The sequence below is a fragment of the Proteiniphilum sp. LBM24028 genome (assembly GCF_056629195.1).
The window spans coordinates 1,757,369-1,776,182 of record NZ_CM152817.1; the positions used below are offsets into that span (position 1 = coordinate 1,757,369).

General features: G+C 45.4%; 10 protein-coding genes. 2 read left to right on the top strand and 8 right to left on the bottom strand.

The genetic code is table 11. The annotated features are described in order from the left end of the window. Positions 1-12: 12 nt before the first annotated feature. From AC1HCU_RS06940 to AC1HCU_RS06975, 8 genes are all read right to left on the bottom strand, one after another. Complete coding sequence (locus AC1HCU_RS06940) at positions 13-1,920, bottom strand: site-specific DNA-methyltransferase (protein ID WP_480370734.1); 1,908 nt, start codon at positions 1,918-1,920, stop codon at positions 13-15. Positions 1,921-2,006: 86 nt separating this feature from the next. Further along, on the bottom strand, positions 2,007-2,828 hold the full coding sequence (locus AC1HCU_RS06945; RefSeq protein ID WP_480370737.1) for a type IV toxin-antitoxin system AbiEi family antitoxin domain-containing protein: 822 nt from the start codon (positions 2,826-2,828) through the stop codon (positions 2,007-2,009). Positions 2,829-3,007: 179 nt separating this feature from the next. After that, a complete protein-coding gene (locus AC1HCU_RS06950; RefSeq protein ID WP_480370740.1) occupies positions 3,008-3,661 on the bottom strand; it encodes a DUF4391 domain-containing protein in 654 nt (217 codons plus the stop codon). A 2-nt stretch (positions 3,662-3,663) separates the two neighbouring features. Next, entirely contained in the window at positions 3,664-6,909 is a 3,246-nt protein-coding gene (locus AC1HCU_RS06955) for a helicase-related protein (RefSeq protein ID WP_480370743.1), read from the bottom strand. Next, complete coding sequence (locus AC1HCU_RS06960) at positions 6,906-8,747, bottom strand: GmrSD restriction endonuclease domain-containing protein (RefSeq protein WP_480370746.1); 1,842 nt, start codon at positions 8,745-8,747, stop codon at positions 6,906-6,908. The genes AC1HCU_RS06955 and AC1HCU_RS06960 overlap by 4 nt, the downstream gene beginning before the upstream one ends. A 195-nt stretch (positions 8,748-8,942) precedes the next feature. Then, positions 8,943-11,240 (bottom strand): translocation and assembly module lipoprotein TamL, encoded by a 2,298-nt coding sequence (tamL, locus tag AC1HCU_RS06965; RefSeq protein ID WP_480370749.1) that lies wholly within the window; start codon positions 11,238-11,240, stop codon positions 8,943-8,945. A 3-nt stretch (positions 11,241-11,243) separates the two neighbouring features. Next, the gene (locus AC1HCU_RS06970; RefSeq protein WP_480370752.1) at positions 11,244-15,677 is read right to left on the bottom strand and encodes a translocation/assembly module TamB domain-containing protein; all 4,434 of its coding nucleotides are present in this window, start codon (positions 15,675-15,677) and stop codon (positions 11,244-11,246) included. Between the two features lie 109 nt (positions 15,678-15,786). Then, complete coding sequence (locus tag AC1HCU_RS06975) at positions 15,787-17,022, bottom strand: S-adenosylmethionine:tRNA ribosyltransferase-isomerase (protein WP_480370755.1); 1,236 nt, start codon at positions 17,020-17,022, stop codon at positions 15,787-15,789. A gap of 114 nt (positions 17,023-17,136) precedes the next feature. On the opposite strand from AC1HCU_RS06975, the gene AC1HCU_RS06980 reads away from it, so the two are divergent. Together AC1HCU_RS06980 and AC1HCU_RS06985 are read left to right on the top strand one after the other, a co-directional pair. Continuing rightward, the gene (locus AC1HCU_RS06980; RefSeq protein WP_480371103.1) at positions 17,137-18,207 is read left to right on the top strand and encodes a DUF2027 domain-containing protein; all 1,071 of its coding nucleotides are present in this window, start codon (positions 17,137-17,139) and stop codon (positions 18,205-18,207) included. Positions 18,208-18,213: 6 nt separating this feature from the next. Next, positions 18,214-18,807, top strand: coding sequence for an LEA type 2 family protein (locus AC1HCU_RS06985; protein ID WP_480370758.1), 594 nt, complete (start codon positions 18,214-18,216; stop codon positions 18,805-18,807). Positions 18,808-18,814 lie beyond the last annotated feature (7 nt).

Sequence of the window (18,814 nt, forward strand, 5' to 3'; positions counted from 1 at the left end):
TAAATTATTGACCTAAATCACCTTAATGGTTGTTTCAGGAGAAAGTGTTTTAAAGATCTCAGTCACGTTGATCTTGTCCGGACTGTTGCGGAACGAGCTGTCGCGGAACACCACCCGCAACGGTTTCCGTCTGGCAATCTCCCGGATCACCTCTTCCGACACCTGCTCTTCGAAGCAGGCCACCAGATCGGTATCATTCACAAAATGTACATTCTTGCCTCCGATTTTCTCGGTGATGTGTGGCAATGATAATGGCACACCCCAGTCGAGCAGTACTCCATACAGCAAGTCAATATCGGTGCGGTCATCCTTGATGTTGCTTTCCAGGTCCAGAAGCATCTGCTGGTTGTATTGAGAGGGACTGTAATAAACATCCTTCATGTTGGTACTGTCCATTTTCAGAACCCGAAAACCGGTATCCAGAGTTTTGCGTTCTTCGTCCTTGAACAATTCTCCCTCTTTTGATTTCTCTTTAAGCTCCTCCTCAATCTTTTTCCCAGCCCTTCTAATACGCTCTTTCCCAATTTCGCAGATGTTCTTGTACCCCGCCTTGTTGGCTTCTGACTTGGGATCGGTCTCTTCTGGCAGCTGCACCATGATGAACTTACGATTGCCACCATCTTCCGCATTGAGTTGCATTACTGCATGGGCAGTTGTTGCGGAGCCGGAGAAGAAGTCGAGGATAATGGAATTATCAAAGTCGTTTGTAGAAATCTGTAATATTAGTTTTAACAGTTTAACAGGCTTTGGAGTATCAAAAGGTGTTTTACTTTCAAACAATACACCAACTTCTCTATTAGCTGAGTCGTTATGACCAGCATCTTCATAAGTCCACCATGTAATTGGGACTCTTCCTTGCTGCACCTCATTCAAATATCGTTTTAATTGTGGAGCACCGTTACCATCCTTACCAAAGAAAATTCGGTTTTCAAAAATCCATTTCTCCATTGTTTCTTTGTTTGCTCTCCAAGAACTTCCTTTTGGGGGATAATATTCTTTTCCTGTGTTTGGATTTACGATAGGATATACAGCTGTGGATGAATATGTTTTTACCAAAATATTATCAGCCCTCCAAAGTCCCCGTCCATCATTATCATTATTTTTATAAGGTTTATTTTGATCTTCAGTTCTTGGCAATAAATTTCTTTGAAACTGTTCACTTTTTTGATATACAATAATATAGTCGTGTGTTGTAGAAAAACCTTTAGAATCATTTGTAGCTGCATATTTTTTTTGCCAAACAATTTGTGCCACAAAATTTTCCTCCCCAAACACTTCATCACAAATCTTCCGCAAATTGTGTACTTCATTATCATCAATTGAAATAAAGATTACACCATCGTCGGTCAACAGATTACGGGCTAACTGCAGCCGGGGATACATCATACTACACCAATCGGAATGATAGCGGCCGTTGGTCTCTGTGTTTTTGAATAGCCGGTTTTCTTCTTCATCGAACAGGCCCAACTCTTCCTCGTAATCCTCTTTCGAGACCTTGAAATTGTCACGGTATATAAAATCGTTCCCGGTATTGTAGGGGGGATCGATGTAGATCATCTTCACCTTGTTCAGGTAGGAGTTTTGCAGAAGCTTTAACACATCGAGGTTGTCGCCTTCGATATAGAGGTTCTCGGTAGTGTCCCAGTTCTTGCTCTCCTCTTTACAGGGACGTAACGTTTTCCGGATAGGGCGGTTTCCCTCAATGATGGATTGCTTCTTCCCCACCCAGGTGAACTCGTAGCATTCATCTCCATCGACCACCTCACCGGAGAGCAGTTGCTTTAATTGATCGAAGTTCACGACGCGTTTCAGTTTGCCGTCAACATCTTTGGTTTCGGTAATGGCGCTCGGGAATAGAGCGGCTATCCTGTCGATATTTTTCTCCGTAAAATTCACGGTTTCCTGTGTTAATTTTTCCATTGCGCGTATGTTATTTCAATATTTTTCAATCTGCTGGTCTCTGACTCCTGCAGAAGAGGCTTTCCTTTGTATTTCGGCAGGCAGAATCATTGGTAAATGGCTGATATAAGGGTTTCGACATCAATATTTACGCGTATGCGCCAACGATCCGTATATTTCCCATTTGACGGTAATTCGGGATCCAGCAAAACATAGGCTGTGGTTCTCAATGCATGCAAATCATTAATGATGGGATGTTCTATGTTGAGCATTTCCAATAAAAAGCCCAGTCGTTTGATGACGGCCGGACTATTGAATCGTTTTGCGTAATCCAGAAGCGTATCAAACCGAAGGGTAACTTTTGACTGAAAAATAGCTCTGGCTATTTCTACAATTCCTCCGGCATAATCGGGTCTGTACAAACAGTCGATAATCGTTTTTTCGACATCTGAACAATTTACTTTGTGAAAACTGTCGATCCACACTCTTTTTATTCCAAAAAAATGCACGGTGTTATGGTAGATAAACTGAAAGGGAATGTCTTTTATCATTAGTACCGAAGGGCGTATTTGCCTGGATACCACGATTTGTTCTTTCAGCGATGGCTGGGTAATCAGGTTGTGAATGTGTAAGGCGGAATAATAGCCGATGTAATAGTCGGCGTCGTTCACAAGGTATTGTGCAATTACATGCCATTCAGGAATAAAGGTGTTTGAATCGGCTTCGTAAGGTATGATATAATATACACCCTGTTTCAAGCGCATCAACAACCCTCTTCTTGTCATATCACTCAACAATTCTCTTACCGTGCCGTGTTTCATCTCGAACATGGCCTGGTAAGCATCGGTGAAGTTAAAACATCGAATTCCCCGGTTATGAAAATAACTCAAGAGTTTACCTGATTGTGAAGATATATTCTTTTCCTGCATAAGCAAATTGTCAGCCTAAACCTGACTACAATGATACGAAATATAATTCAATTTAAGTATTTATGCTCAAAAAATCTTGTATTCGAACCGCTTTGATTACAGGATGCAAAGATTTGTTGTAATCTACAAAGTTTGTTTGCAGAAATTGTACTCAAAATATTGCAATCAGCTATTCATGTTTACGTTGTATCGGGTAATTGTTTCTTTAACGCTTTTATCTCGGCAGACAGTTGCAGTTGGAGATTAAACTGTATCTCCTTTTTCATTTTGTCTTCCAGCCGGGCAATTCGGTTTCTGATCTTCTCCGCTTCCTGATTTTGTTCTATCGCCTTAGCAAGTTCTCTGCCGGGTTCTTTTGTCAATTTATTGCCGGCAATCTGATAGACAAAGTTGTGGTAAATGCGTTCCAGATCGAGTCCGGAGATGGTCAAAGAGACCTCCTCCTCGGGTTGCCAGTCGGTAGAGTAAGCTTCCACAATCCGGAATTTCCCCTTCACGTTCTCATAGGCTTCCTTGAAGTGAATCAGCAGGCGGCATTCGTTTTTAAGCCTGAGGAGAAAGAGGATATGCCGGGGGATGGCTTTCTCAATCACTTCAAAGATCTTCTCGTTGCATTCCCTTTTTTTGAGGGTGACGGTCAGCACGTCGATCTGCCGCACCTTATCGCTCGCGTTCACGTTGAGGGTTTCGGCTGTGAGGGTATGGCTCCATACAATCTGCTCAATATCATCGACCATCGCCCTTTTTATGGCGGGAGTCAGCGTGGCATGGGTATAAAAACTCTCTTTGGGGAGCCGGATATCTTTACGGGTGGATGAAGGGAATGGGGTCATGATCAGGTTGATTTGTGTTTCACTACCAGAAAGCAGATCAGTTCAAAGTCATGCAGTCCCTTGATGGCTGCGCCCGTAGGTATGGCGTCGGCCGCTGTGAAAAAGCTTTCAATCTCCTTTTCGGTTTTTACCTGTACAATGGATCCTATGGCTGATTCAAGCAGACGGGAATATCGATCCATCTTCCGGCCATCGTGCGTCTCCAGGTTAAATTGGCGACAGAGATCCAGGATCGGCTCAGAGTGTCCCTTGCAGAGGTGGCGCATCAGGTCCAGCAACTTCTTCGGTGAGAGGTGATTGCAGATCACCTCCTCCCGTGATGAGATGTAGACCATGTAGAATGGATGCAACCGGTTCTGGTTGTCGATGTTCACGCCGTTGCTGATGTTCTTCAGGATGTAAAAGACGCCTTCGGGTGCATCGTCACGGGCTTCCACAATGGCATGCAGTCCGAAGGGAGCATGTTGGATGTCGGGGCTGGACTTCATGTATTCGAGCAGATCGAGCCGGAACTCATTCAACCCGAGATCCATGATTGAGATGCCGCTGCTCATCTCTTCAATATCGACCACCTCATCCATCAACCGCCGGAGTTGCTGCTTGCGGTATTCCAGATCGCCTTTCTCCTCCTCGCTGATGGGGTTATCGTCGCCCGTGGCGGTCATCACTGAGATCTTCATGCGTGTCTCCACCCTTGCTTTCAGGTTGATATAATCATCGAGCGAGAGGTCGGGCCAGAAGTTGACCAGCTGGATCACCTCGTTGCGGCTTCCGATACGATCGATCCGCCCGAAACGCTGGATAATGCGCACCGGGTTCCAGTGGATGTCGTAGTTGATCAGGTAGTCACAGTCCTGCATGTTCTGTCCCTCGGAAATACAGTCGGTGGCTATCAGGAGATCGATCACATGGTGATTCTCCGGCATCACCAGTTCTTTCTGTTTGGAGATGGGGGAGAAGCAGGTAAGCACGGTGTTCATGTCGTTCCGCAGACGGGGACAGGTGGAGCGGCCTTCCACCGAGCCGGAGACCAGCGCGGTGTTGAGTCCGTATTGTTGTTTTACGTGGGTACTGATATGCTCGTAGAGGTATTCCGATGTGTCGGAGAAAGCGGTAAAGATCAAAATCTTCCTGTTATCCTCGTTGATAGGATGTTCCATCTTATGGTCGATAACAGAGAGGAGTGTCTGTAACTTATGGTCGTGCTCAGGAGTTATGTCATTGACAAAGTAAAGCAGCTCGTGTAGAATTTGACTGTCGCGTGTCAACTCATCAGCCCACGAAGCGGTATCCATATCGGTCAGAGAGATCTTCACCTTTCTCCCCACGAAGAGGTCGGTATTCTGGTCATCGATCTCCAAATCGTTCTCGCTGACCAATCCTTCCACCTGAAATGTTTCGTTGTAATTCTTCGACTCGAGGGTGTCGAGGGTATCGTCAATCAGCTGCTTGATCTTGGTTACGGTGAGACGGAACGAATGGACCGAGCTCTCGAGTCGTTTCAGCAGGTTGATGTTCATCAGCCGCTGGATGCCCTTTTCACGGTCGGACTGACGGAAAAAGGTGTTACCCATATCTCTTCCGTACTCTTTTTCATACTTCTCCTGCCTGCTGGGAAAAACATATTCCGATGGGGTATAGATGCTCAGGTTGAGCTGGGTGAGCAACTCGTATATTTCATCGTAGTTTATGGCTCCGTTCTTTTGGGTGAGCGACGGGCGGATGGAGACCGGTTTCAGACGTGTAGGAAAGTTTCCAACCGCGGTTGTATCGTAGTATTTCTGAATGTGTTTCCGGGAGCGGGCGATGGTGACGCTGTCGAGCAGTTCGAAGAAGTCGAAGCTTAACATGTCGAGCAGCCTACCGGTGGTTCGCTCTTCCACGCCCAGTTTGCTCCACCGGTTATAGGCAGCCTGCGCCTGACGGAAGATATCGTCGATGCTCTGATTCGTATCCAGTAAATGTTCAATCTTTTCTGGTTCACCTTCGTAGGCAAGAGCCAGCTGGTTGCGCAGATCGAAGAATCGATTATTTACCGGTGTGGCGGAGAGCATCAGCACCTTGGTGCGGACGCCTGTACGGATCACCTTGTTGAGCAGCTTCAGGTAACGGTTCTCCTTCTTCTCTTCATCGCCGTAGATCTGTCCGCCGTTGCGGAAGTTGTGGCTCTCATCGATCACCACCAGGTCGTAATTGCCCCAGTTGATCCGGTCGAGCGGAAGACCGTTGGAGGTGCCGTTGTCGCGCGACAGGTCGGTATGATACAGCACATCGTACCGCAGGCGGTCCTTGGCAATGGGATTGTTGGTCAGGTTGCTGCGGAAGGTGATCCAGTTATCGCCCAGTTTCTTGGGACAGAGTACCAGCACCGACTTGTTCCGGTTCTCGTAATACTTGATCACCGCCAGGGCGGTAAATGTTTTGCCAAGCCCCACACTGTCGGCCAGGATACAGCCATTGAACTTCTCCAGCTTGTTGATGATGGCCAGGGCGGCATCCTGCTGGAAGTTGTAGAGCTTGTTCCATATCTCACTCGATTTGAAGCCGGTGGCCTCGTTGGGCAACACATCCTCCGAAAGATCTTCCAGAAACTCATTAAAGATATTGTAGAGGGTGATGAAATAGATATACTCAGGGGCATTTTCACGATAAACGTTTGAAATGTGTTCCACCACCTGATCAGTCACCTCCTGCATCCGTTCTTCATCCTCCCACAGCTCGTTGAATACTTCCAGGTACTGTGCACTCAATGGAGCGGCAATGCGGTTGATAAGGCTGAACATCTGGTTCCCCTTCTCTTTTCCCAGATCCACCGTGGTAAAACCGTTCACCGGGGCATAAGCCACCTCTTGCTCCTGACGGAGATGGATAAACCCTCCCATCTGATCGTGGGTGGTGTTGGTCTTAAAACGTACCCGCTGACGGATCCAATCGGCACACTCCCTCGCAATCGCCTTTTGCGACAGTTCATTTCTCAGCCGCACCTCGAACTCTGTTCCATAGAGGCTCCGCTCCCGTTTCAGCTGCGGGATGTAGAACTCCCGTTTCTCCTTGGGCGTTTTCTCCTTCAGAAAGGTTGGTGAAGTGAAGATGAAACGCAGCTCATCTATCTCTTGCAACTCTTTCTTCAGTTCCTCATAAGCGAAAATGGAGAAGCCGGCCGCCGCAATCGAAAGCTTGCTCCCCCTGCCTATCGTTTTTACCAACTCATCCCCGAGTTTATGGTTGATGTTATCGATTAGCTTCATGAAAAGTCAACCGTCTCATCAGCAAATTCTTCATCATTCACATACTCACCTTCCTCGGTTAGTGACTGTTCACGCATGATTGCTTTTCCCATGGCCTTTTCAATTTTTTGCAAGATGCGTTCCTTTCTATCATTGAAGAAACCTTTAAAGTCGTCCTTATACATAAATTCAGGATTGACGACATGCGACTTTAATATCTCTAAAAATTCATCATCAGCAACACCTACATTTTTCTTTATACGGTCCAGATATTTACTGGGGGCATCTCCGCTTACAATACGATTTGTTCTGCCCGATAAGGGTGTTTTGTTAATGATAGAATCATATTCGTCACGGGAAATGGTATTTTTATTTTTTTCACACCACGCAACTGGAAAAATATGATGAATATCTATCGACTCAGAGAAGTAAGTACTGATATCAATCTTCGTACCTGATAACCAGTCCCTGGTATTATCATCCATCAGAATAGCATAGATTCCCTTATATGCGGCACTATTTCGTGTTCTCAGTGTATGTAGTCGTGACGGAACAAAATTGGCATCATAGATTGTTTTCGGTTCAGGTCCATCCTTTAATATCCAGTCAACAACCTGTACGATGTCGAGGGCATATCTTGTTTCGTTTGCAGAGCCATACAATTCACCGAAAACACCACACCAGAACCAACGCATCAACTTGGTCTTGTTTCCCATATTATCAACATCCTTTCCCAGTTGTGAGAGAATGGCCGCCATGGGCACAAGCTGAGTGGTGTAAGGCACATCCCTTGAATGGAAAATATGGTTTTCGACAAGAATTTTTGAGGCTTTTATAAATCCCTCTAATACCTGATTTCTGTACTTTTTATAATCAGACAACTCCAGATTAAGCATCTCTTTCCTCTTGGCGCTTACTGCAGGGAAGTTATCTTTTTGACCCACTTGTTCAAGATCAACTTTTCTCCGGTAAGTTGAGAAGAGGGTGATAGCCTGAATAAAATCAATCTCACTGGTCTTGTCGAGTACTTTATAAGATTTAAATTTTAATTTAATATGATTCCAATCCTCCTTCAAATCAAATTCTTCAGAGGCAAAAGAAGCGGTGAGCAATTCAAAGACAGAAAGTGATACTCCTCCGGTGTTTACCTTTTCAAAAACCTGGCATACTGCTTCCTTAGGATTCTCTTTAGTCATTTCAATCACAGGAAGCGAGTAATTATTAAAACCCAGAATAATTCTTCTGTGGAATTCATTCCAAAACTTAATTTTTTCCTTGTCATATTCCCAAAATTCGAAAAAAGATGGGAACCATGTATCATACTCGTCTATAAGGCTAACGGGGTACATCATGTTCTCAAATTCCTTCTCTCGGGTTGTTAGATCTAAAACTACATCGCGACCAATATTCTCAGTTACAATCTTATTTTCGTTGATTGAAAATATTGCTTCTTCAAGATCAGTATCCGGATCCAGCGCTTTCTGCATATCAATATAATACCACCTGTTTATCTCATACCCCTTAGCGTTTCTTGTTTTTACAACCTTATTGGATATGATGGCCTGGTAAAGTGACGTGAGCCGTTGCTGTCCATCAAGAATCAACATTTCTGGTTTTTTGCCGTTTACCTCAGGGGCGCCCTCAATGGCTTTTGTTTTGAACCGGATGGATTCATTTCCGTTTTCAAGCAGCATCACTGCTCCTATGGGAAATGACTTCGCGACACTGGCTAATATTCCTTTTATGCGATTGTCATCCCATACCCATCCTCGTTGAAAGTCGGGCAATTGAATTTTCCCTTCATGGATACTCTTTAATATCTCATACAGACTGGTTTTTTTTGAATCAAATGTTTCCATAGCAGATCAAGCTAATTCAAATATTTAGAAAAATGATTTTGTTCTACAAGTTAAAATGATTTACAAATATATAAAATTAAAACGGCTAAAAAAAGTTTGCAAAACGACCAATAATTTTCCTCAAAAAGCAATCAAATTGCCTTTATTCGTTTCTCCCTTTTCAAGGGCAAAAAAACGCCACTAGTAAAATCGCAATCAGAAAGGGTAGCCGATTGCAAAGTGAAAAGCAAAGTCCCGGCCAAAATCGGGTTTGAAAATTGTCCATCTCGACCCTTCGGGCAGTGCGGGGTTGTGGGCTTTCATACCGCCATCGATACGGATAATCAGAAAGTTCAGGTCAAAGCGGATACCCAGCCCGTAGGAAGCAGCCAGCTCCTTGTAGAAATTATTGAGGGAAAACAGGCCGCCCGGCTGTTCACTGTATTCTTTGATCGTCCATATGTTGCCCGTATCCACAAATGCAGCCACCTCTATCAGTCGTGTGAACTTTCGCCGATACTCCACACTGAAATCCAGCTTGATGTCACCTACCCTGTGTCCGAAATCATGCCCCGTGGAGTCGCGACTGAAGGTGCCGGGCCCCAGTGTTCTTGTACTCCATCCCCTGACACTGTTGGCGCCACCGCCAAAATATCTTTTCTCGAACGGCAACACGGTTGAATTGCCGTAAGGATATGCCACGCCTACAGCAAAATGTGCAGCGATGGTGTTTCTGTCGTTAAGTGTAAAAAGCGGAGCAATATCGAAGTCGCCCTTCACATACTCGGCATAGGGTAAACCGAAAAATTCTTCAATACCCTCTTTATTTTGTTTGCCACCACCAAGACCGGTCACCACACGGGGAAGCCATCCTGCTACTTCAATTCCCGAACGGATACGGAATGGAATGCGGGGCATGCTTCCTCTGGAAATACGGTTGTAATTGGTAAAGGTAATATTATAGGTACTCCGCACAATCAACTGCTCATCGTAACTGTAACGCAGAATCGGATTGGCTTCCTCGCTCAGGTATAATTCCTTGAACCGGTCGGAGGACCAGGGCATTCTCACGTAGGTAATACCTACCGGCTCAAGTACATTCAGGAGTTTCCACTCCATGGATGACCATTGAAAACGGCTCGACAAGTTAAAAAACTGACGCAGGTATTCAGGCCTTTTTTGAAAATTTATGCCAGCCGAGAATTCAGTGGAGGCAGAGGGCTGATCTCTCAACTGCTTCATCAGCCAGGGTAATAACAGTTGCGGGACTGACAGGAACACTTCTCCCCCGTATTCATAATAACTGTTATCCAGAAAATCGAGACTGTCGGTAGCCCGGATAAACTCATAGGCAGCATTTAAACGCACGCGAAAAGTCTCCCCACCCTTCAATATGTTGCGGTGTTCGTAGGTAAGGTTACTGGCCACCCCCAGGTCTCCGGCAGAATTGGTACCGTCCACTCCGAATTGCATATAATGTAAGTTACCCGGAAAGAGTGTGATCCTTGAATCGATCAGGTTTGAATCGTTGCGTACCACGGGTGTGAGATTGATGGCTGTCTGATTCACCGGCCCCATTCCGTTTAATGAAGAGTAGGTTCTCTCCACAATCCTGTCGGAGTAGAGCCTGCCGGGACGTACAAAAGTGTTGTAGTATACAGCCTGGGGAAGCAGGAACCGGTCTTTTTCGGATATTATCTGCAGATCCCGGTAGTAAACTGTATCCAGCTGGTTACTCCGGGTAGAATCCTGCAGAAGAGCTGCATCCACGCCATTGATGACAGTCACTTTTCCTATATTGTATTGTTTATGCAGGGTGGAGTCTGTGGGGTTATTCAGAGCCAGGGTCACGTCGGTCTGGTGATCGCCCACAGTCGTATCTGCCAGAAAATAAAAATTATCTTTCAGAAAATTATAATATCCTCTATTCCTCAGCGTGGTGGTCATACGTTCTCTCCCCAGTTCCAAAACAGACAAATCAAAGATATCTCCTGCCTTGATGATATCCAGCCTTTTCGATTCGTTCAGGATATTGTGGATAGTGGTATCGGCAGAGCGGATGGTGTCCCTGAAGAAGCGAATCCGGTGGGGTTCATTTCCGGTCACATCAAAAGCAAGGCTTACTTTTTTATCTTTTTTTTCCACGGTAGTGTCTACCTCCGCGTTCAAATAACCTTTGTTGTTGAGGTGTAGCCTGATCTGTTCGGCAGATATGACTGCGAGTTGTTCGTTGTACAACACGGGAGGTTCTCCATATTTGAGTAGCTGCCTGTTCATCCAGGTTGACTTGTCATTGGGTATGTTGTACATATGTAACTTCCATTTTCCGACAATGGGTATGGATGAGTTGGGCCGCTGCCGGAGAAAAGGTTCGAGCTCCGGGGATCCTATTCCCTTTACGTCTGAATCTATTTTGACTTTATTGAGCAGATAACTTCCATCCGGAACCTTTTTGGTCACGTCACATGCTGCAAACAAAAGCAGAAAGAGTATGGCAATCAGATATTTTTTCATCCGCTATTCCTCATTTTTTGGCTTGGTAAACCTGAAGTTAAAAAGCTTCCTGAATGATTTCGCCTCCTTTGTTACCACCACCCCCACGCCCTGGGTTGTGGGATTTCGGCGATAGAACCGTTCATTTGCCCTATTGAAGGCACGCAACATCAACCAGTTATTGATGTCATATTCCATCTCAAACTCTCCCATAAAGGCTTGCTGGCCAGCCAACATGCTGTTGTCGCCATAACTCAGGTTGGTGGTTATGCGCAAACGGTCGTTAAATAAACGGGTGGAGACATCAAGTCCCATCCTCACATTTTCAAAGGTTCCATCTACCGACTCCAGGTTGGTACTTACAGACCAGTTATCCTTTAATGCACTGGCAAAGAGGGCATCCAATCCACGCGACAAGGTGTTGGAGGCAAATTTGGTGAATACCGATGAGCCGAAGTTCAAATCGGGGGAACCTTCCGACGGGATAAAACTCCCGGTAGTTGCCAGATAGGCAAACTGTAAAATCTTAGTCTCCTCATTGTTTATGAAACTGTTCACCCGTTGCTGTATGTCGTTGGAACTTTCAGGCAGTTCAATATCGTACTGCAAATCCATGGCTTCGAGATCGCCTCTGATCTGCAACAGTGCATTTACCGGCACACGTGTGTTGGCCAGCTCCGTGGTAAAAGTGGGACTGAGGGCGACCAGATCGGCTCTGACCGGAAGATAGGCCGTGATATTGAACTGTGTGTTCATGGGATCTCCTTCCATGGTGAGCCTGCTGCCTTCGCGGATATTAAAGTCGATGGTTCGCAGATTCTGCAGGTTATAATGAAATTTTCCGCTGTTGATCACATAATCTCCGTATAAACGTACGGAAGGGGTAGATTTTGAGTTAAAACTGACATTCAGTTCTCCTTCACCGCTCGCTTCAAGTGCATTGCCGGTGGTGGGGTCCAGCAGTACCCCCGCTTTGAGTAAAGGATTCAGGTTTACGGTCATATTCATCACGATGGGAATACCCGACTTAGTCCGGGTGTTGGTCTCCGTAAACTCATCCTCCTTCTTGCGGAGGAAGGCCAGGGTGTCTTCCTGCGGGGTGTTGATATAAACCACACCGCTGTACTCGGTAGCCCTGGCTGTTTGTGGAATCATTACCATCACTTCCGACTGACTCTGTGTGAACAGATTGCCATTGCCAAAGATTCCGTTGGGTGAACCCGTCACCTGCAGATTACCCGATAGACGCAGGTTTCCATATACCATCAGGTCGGTACGTTCCTTATTGTTAAGCAACATGAAATCGTTTAGTCGGATTGATGCATTATATACCATTCTTCCGAAGTTACTATGCGAAAGTCTCACATTAAGATTCGCCGTGTTATTATTCTGATCGCGTATAATAAGGTTTTCCAAACCCACGTTGTCTTTTCTTATTTCAATGGTATCTGACACATAGTAGGTAACATTGGTATAAGTCACTTTCATTACTCCTTCTTCAATTCCCAGCCATCCTTCCGTCACCGGCTCAGACAACTTTCCGGTGATATGAATGTTTGAGTTCAGACGTCCGGAGAGCTGGCTGAAGGTACTGACAGTGAAGGGTTGAATGGCATTCAGGTCGAATTCATCGACGAGGAAATTCACATCCAGGGAGCGGTGGCTGTTGTCGCCGGTAGGGATAAATCCCTGAATAGCCAGATTACGTCTCCCCTTGTGGGTAAGATAAGCATTCAGATCCAGTCCGGAATAGAGATTATCCCAGTTTCCTTCGATATTCAGTGTACCAATGCTGTCGTTATTTACCGTGATGTGATCGATACGAAGATCCTCTGTTCGTATCAACGGGTTATCGAGGGCCTGTCTTATATAAATATCCCCGTTGATGGACCCGGCAAAGTCAGCGACATTGAAGGCCGCCAGAATATTGGCCAGTTCGGTATTATTGAAATAAATACGAACGTTGTCAGCTTCACTCCGGGAAGCAACACCATCGATACCGAGCAGAAGCATATTCTTTTCCTGCAGTCCGAAGTTACTGATGGTAATGTGATCCTTACGGTAGGCAATGGCTGCGTCATTAAACTTTATTTCCTTATCATTGAATAGAATGGTCGTAGGATGAATATGGATATCTGCGGCGAGCGGCATATCGCCTTCACGCAGGAATCCTGCCGTGACAAGAATCTCTCCGTTGGATTTTGTATTGCTTTGGCGCAAATCATATGAAACTATGTTTCTTACCGAATCCCCTGAAGCGTTGCTGTTCAGGCGGGCGTTGACAAACCCGTTATTCTGGACCAGATAGGTATTTACATTTAATCCCATGCCGGCAGGAATACCACTCTGCAGCTCCGCCCTCGTCTCGCGCAAGTCATTATTGCCCACCATAAGTCGTGGAATATGTGCTTTCAACTGAAAAGCGCCATCATTCGTCATTTGCACATTGCCACTTATGGTAGCCTGTTCCACATTATAAAATGGTAGGGAGAAAGCATAAGAAATATCTTCCGTATTTTTCAGCAGAATATTAAAACGGAAGTCATTGATTCCCGGAGCGGGTTCATCCTCTTCATTCAGGGGTATTACGGAAGGCAGGTGATGATGTAATGCCTGTTTCATTTCTTTTCCGATCGTGGAGAAATAATAATCGCCTTGCATCTCCGCTTCCAGAAATGAAGACATGATCTGCAATTTTTTTCCCTCTACCGAATCTGTCAATGCCTGAAGATAGATGGCCCCAGGATTATAAATAAAGTTACTGTCCGCCAATGAGATGTTGTCGGCCACCAGGGTACCGGCCATATTGTCGATGGTGGTACCGGCCAACTCAGCATCGATCCGGAGGCTTACATATGGATTCTTCCAGTCCGACATCATCAGGAAAGGTTTCAATTCAAGCCGTTCGATATCTCCATTCACCACAAAGCGCATCTCTTCTCCAAAAGTCACATCTCCATTCAGATCAAACCTGTTTTTTTCCGTTTTACTTTGGATGTTCGCCGTCACATTGTCGCCACTGTAGATGCCATTAAAATTGAGATCCTGATAATGATACCCGTGGTAGACTATCGATTCTACGCTTCCATCGGCAGTAACCGTGACTCCTTTATCCTTCAGGATGGAAACCTTCGTATTGGCACTCAGTGTGGCATTGCCCACACCCGGACCCTCGCCAATTATACTGGCCACCTCCATGTTGTGGGCACGTACGGGTCCCTCGAATTCCATTTGCTGAAATTTGTTTCTTATTCGTCCCGTACCGTTCAGCGAAACAGTACCCTGTGCTGTATTCACCGTACCGTCATACCTGAAATTAGTGAGTTTTCCGCGTACCTTCATCTGCAAATAGAGATCACCCATGTTCAGTAATTGAATGGGTGACTGATATACGAAGGCACCCACACGGATAAAATCCTGCAGATCTTCCTGTGAAACTCTCAGTTGTCGGACATCTGCCTCCAGGTCGCTATTATCGAGGTTACTATAATCGGATATCTTTCCGGAAAGGCTGATTTTCGTATCGGAACCGTATTGAAATCCGAGGTTGTGAAGTGTGGCCTGCGGCAATTTCCCCTCCACTTCCGCGTTGAAGGAGATGGGTTTATTCAGGTGAGCAAAACGGGACGTAAAAATAGAAATATCGTTCGGGTCTATGACATCACTCCCCGCTTTCAGATAGAATTCCTTTGTCGCCCTGTCATAGCGGGCATCGGCCACTCTGATTTCTGAACGATTCAGGGTAAGGGTCAGTTTATCACTTGTAATCTGTGTTTCCTCAGCTTTAGCGCTGGCTTTCAGATCATACAGCGTAAGCCCGGCATAACGCTCCCTAAAACTCAGCAGGCTTATATCGGCCTGCATATCCTCGATACTCAGGAAGTCGAGTTTCCCTTTGAAATTCAGATTATGTATGTCGAAATGTGAGACATTAAACTGTCCCGGCGTCCGAGGCACGGTATCGATGTTGTATTGCAGTCTCCCATTCTTTAAAATCACTTCGTTTGCTGTAATGCGCCAGACCGCTTTCTTCTTCACCATTGTGGTATCTTTCTCTTTGGCAAAAGCATCAATCAGGAACTGAAAGTTGAAAGGATCCTCGGGAGAATTACGATGCACCTGGGCCAAAAAGTTTTCCAGGCTCACCTTCTCCACTGACACCTTGTTCCTGAGAAGATCCATGGCATGGATACGGACAGCCATTCTGTCAATATATGCCAGAGTATCCTGTTGCTGATCTTCGAGGTATATTCCATTTAGTTCGAGGGTATTGAATAAACGAAAACGGATACCTCCGAGGGAAGCTTCGGTCTTGATTACTGGTTTTATCTTTTCGAGTGCAAGGTCGGCAGCTCTCTTTTGCACGGCAGGAATGCTGAAACCAATGAAAAGTATAATATTTAACAATATGATACTTCCCACAATGATAGCGAGTATACGGGTAATCTTTGCAATCAAATTAATGAATCAAAAACAAGTAAATGATCATAACTTTTTCAACAATGCAATATTACAAAAAAAGGAGGAATGGCTTTGGCTCAGCTTCCATTTTAACCAAAAAATAAGGTTATTTGGGCTTTTTCCACAATAACGAACTGTCGCCATAACTCAAGAACCGGTAATCGTGATGTAGCGCATAATCGTAAATTCTTTTCCAGTCGTTACCCACGAAGGCGGCAATAAGCAACAGCAACGTGCTCTGAGGTTGATGGAAATTTGTAATGATCGCATCAGCGTAATGAAAGTGATAACCCGGCACGATGATGATCTGCGTATCAGTAATCAGCCTGTCTTGTTTTTGTCTGTCGAGATAGACAAGTATATTTTGAAGCGCCCGCGTGGGAGAAATAGAGTCACCGGCCTCATCGTAAGGCTCCCACTGCTTCACGCTCAGTTCCTGTGCAGAGGCTTCGGGATGGAGATGTAGCTTCCTCCCGATATAATACAGACTCTCCACGGTACGCAGGGAGGTGGTACCCACCACAATTAGTTTGCCCTGATTATTCAGCAGTTTCTCTACTGTCTTCCGTTCTACGGTGATGAATTCGGTGTGCATGGTATGACCGGTGATTATATTTGATTTCACCGGCCGGAATGTGCCGGCACCCACGTGCAATGTCACTTCAGCCGTAGCAATTCCTTTTTTTTGGAGTTGTTCCATTACATTGGGCGTAAAATGGAGTCCTGCAGTAGGTGCAGCTACTGAGCCCTCAATGCGGGAATAGACGGTTTGGTATGTTTCATCGTCACTCGCTTCTGAGGGGCGATTGAGATAGGGAGGAACGGGTAGTTTTCCGGCAAGCTCCAGCAGTTCGGAGAAAGTAAGTCCGTCCCGGTTCCATGAGAAGAGGACAATCCACTCCCCGTCCTTTGCTTCCTTCTTCTCTGCCTTTAACGTGCACACTTCGCCGTCGCAGGTCACCTCCATAAACAAGGCCTCCTCTTTCCATTTTTTGGCATTACCGATCATGCAGTGCCATGAACATTGCTGTCGTTGTTGAAAGTTCAGTGCATAATCTGCAGGTGCGTGAGGTGAAAGACAAAATATCTCTATCTGTGCTCCTGTTTCCTTATAAAAAAGCAGGCGGGCATGGATCACACGGGTATTGTTGAAGAGAAGCAGGCTCTCTTGGGGCAGCAAGGCCGGCAATTCATTGAATGTACAGGAAGACAGTTGTGCATTCCGATAGAGCAACAACTTTGATGTGTCCCTTTGAGAAAGAGGATATCTGGCAATTTTATCGTCGGGGAGATCGTAGTTGAAATGGGATATTTGCAATTCCCCGATCTGGTACTTTTTCATTTTTTACAATCGTAAAACGATTTTTCGTAGTTATTTAATGCATTTATTCCGCAAAAATAGTCAACTTTGCAACAGGTAACAAAAATAAAACTACTGAAAAGAGACCCAAAGAGCATGAAGAAAGTGGAGACAGGCGACAAAGTGCGTTTTCTGAATACTGTAGGTGGAGGTGTTGTGAAAGGTTTTCTCAACAAACAGCTGGTGATTGTAGAGGATGAGCACGGATTTGAGGTCCCCGTACTCATTTCAGAGTGCGTGGTTGTCGAATCTGCCGGAAATGAGAAGCTGGGACAGACTCCAGAAAACAAAGAGACGGTGGCGGAGAAAGATCATTATCCTTCCCTGCCTGAAGTGAAAGTAAAAGTACCGGAGGCAGTACAGGAAACATCCGGGGGAGAAGAGATCACTGCTTGCCTGGCCTTCCTGCCCACAGATGTGAAGAATCTCTCGATTTCAGCCTACGAATGTTATTTTGTGAACGACAGCAACTATTACTTGTTTTTCAATTATATGAGTCGCGAAAACAATACATGGAAAAGTCGTTACAGCGGTTCCATAGAGCCGAATACCAAGATTTTTCTGGAAGAATTTGATAAAACGGTGCTCAATGAAATTGAAAAAGTGTCTGTCCAGTTTATCGCTTTCAAACATCAAAAACCTTTTCACTTCAAGAATCCCTGTTCCGTGGAATTACGTATTGACACGGTAAAGTTTTACAAACTACACAGTTTCAGGGAGAACGACTACTTTGAGGATGATGCACTACTCTATTTTATCGTGCAGAATGATGTCCCCGAGAGGGAGATGCTGGTCTCCGCAGGAGACCTTGAACGTGCCATCAGGGATAAGAAGTCCGGTGAAAATCGCCCTCGTATTCAACGGATCGAAAAAAAAGAAAAAGATCGGCCGATCGAGATTGACCTGCATGCCGATGCATTACTCGACTCCACAGCAGGGATGAATAATGCCGATCTGCTGGACTACCAGCTGAATAAATTCAATGAAGTGATGACCAGCCATATCAGGAATAAAAACAAAAAAATTGTATTTATTCACGGCAAAGGCGACGGAATATTAAAAAGTGCCATCCTGAAAGAATTGAAAACCAAATATCCAAAATGTTATTACCAGGACGCATCCTTTCAGGAATACGGCTATGGAGCAACAATGGTAACAATTAAGTAAAAACTTATGATGAAGAAAAATATCACAATCCTCATTGTGGCTGTCATGCTTACAGGCTGCAACGTTATGAACCAGATTGGAGGCGCTATTCAGCTCTCTCAGAGCGAATACAGGTATCACTCCCTGAATAATATTCTACTGGCAGAGATAAACCTGGGTGACGCATCCAGCATCTCCGTCTCCAACCTGGCTTCAATAGCCACGGTGCTGGCCAGGGGAGCCTCAATGCAGTCCATTCCTTTCAGCATGACCCTGAACATGGACGTGACCAATCCAAACAGTTCGGCTGCCTTTCTCGATGCCCTTGATTACGCCATTCAAATAAATGACATGGAATTTGTGGAAGGGAAAATGGATATCCCCATCCGCATTGAACCAGGGGAAACCAAGGTCGTGGGCATTCCCGTAAGCGTGGATCTGAAAAATCTGATGAACCGTTATTCACAGGAACGGGTAACCAATGAAATGAGTGCCTTTCTGGGGATTACCCCCAACGAGACGTCGGTATCGGTAAAACTATGGCCTAAATTTACGGTCGGAGGCACCCTTGTAAAGGTACCTGCTGCAATTCCCGTGGTTTTCAAGTTCGGGGGAAAATAACGCAGTA

Coding starts and splice junctions, on each gene's coding strand:
- AC1HCU_RS06940 (WP_480370734.1), bottom strand. CDS start 1,920: ATGGAAAAATTAACACAGGAAACCGTGAATTTTACGGAGAAAAATATC.
- AC1HCU_RS06945 (WP_480370737.1), bottom strand. CDS start 2,828: ATGCAGGAAAAGAATATATCTTCACAATCAGGTAAACTCTTGAGTTAT.
- AC1HCU_RS06950 (WP_480370740.1), bottom strand. CDS start 3,661: ATGACCCCATTCCCTTCATCCACCCGTAAAGATATCCGGCTCCCCAAA.
- AC1HCU_RS06955 (WP_480370743.1), bottom strand. CDS start 6,909: ATGAAGCTAATCGATAACATCAACCATAAACTCGGGGATGAGTTGGTA.
- AC1HCU_RS06960 (WP_480370746.1), bottom strand. CDS start 8,747: ATGGAAACATTTGATTCAAAAAAAACCAGTCTGTATGAGATATTAAAG.
- tamL (WP_480370749.1), bottom strand. CDS start 11,240: ATGAAAAAATATCTGATTGCCATACTCTTTCTGCTTTTGTTTGCAGCA.
- AC1HCU_RS06975 (WP_480370755.1), bottom strand. CDS start 17,022: ATGAAAAAGTACCAGATCGGGGAATTGCAAATATCCCATTTCAACTAC.
- AC1HCU_RS06980 (WP_480371103.1), top strand. CDS start 17,137: ATGAAGAAAGTGGAGACAGGCGACAAAGTGCGTTTTCTGAATACTGTA.
- AC1HCU_RS06985 (WP_480370758.1), top strand. CDS start 18,214: ATGATGAAGAAAAATATCACAATCCTCATTGTGGCTGTCATGCTTACA.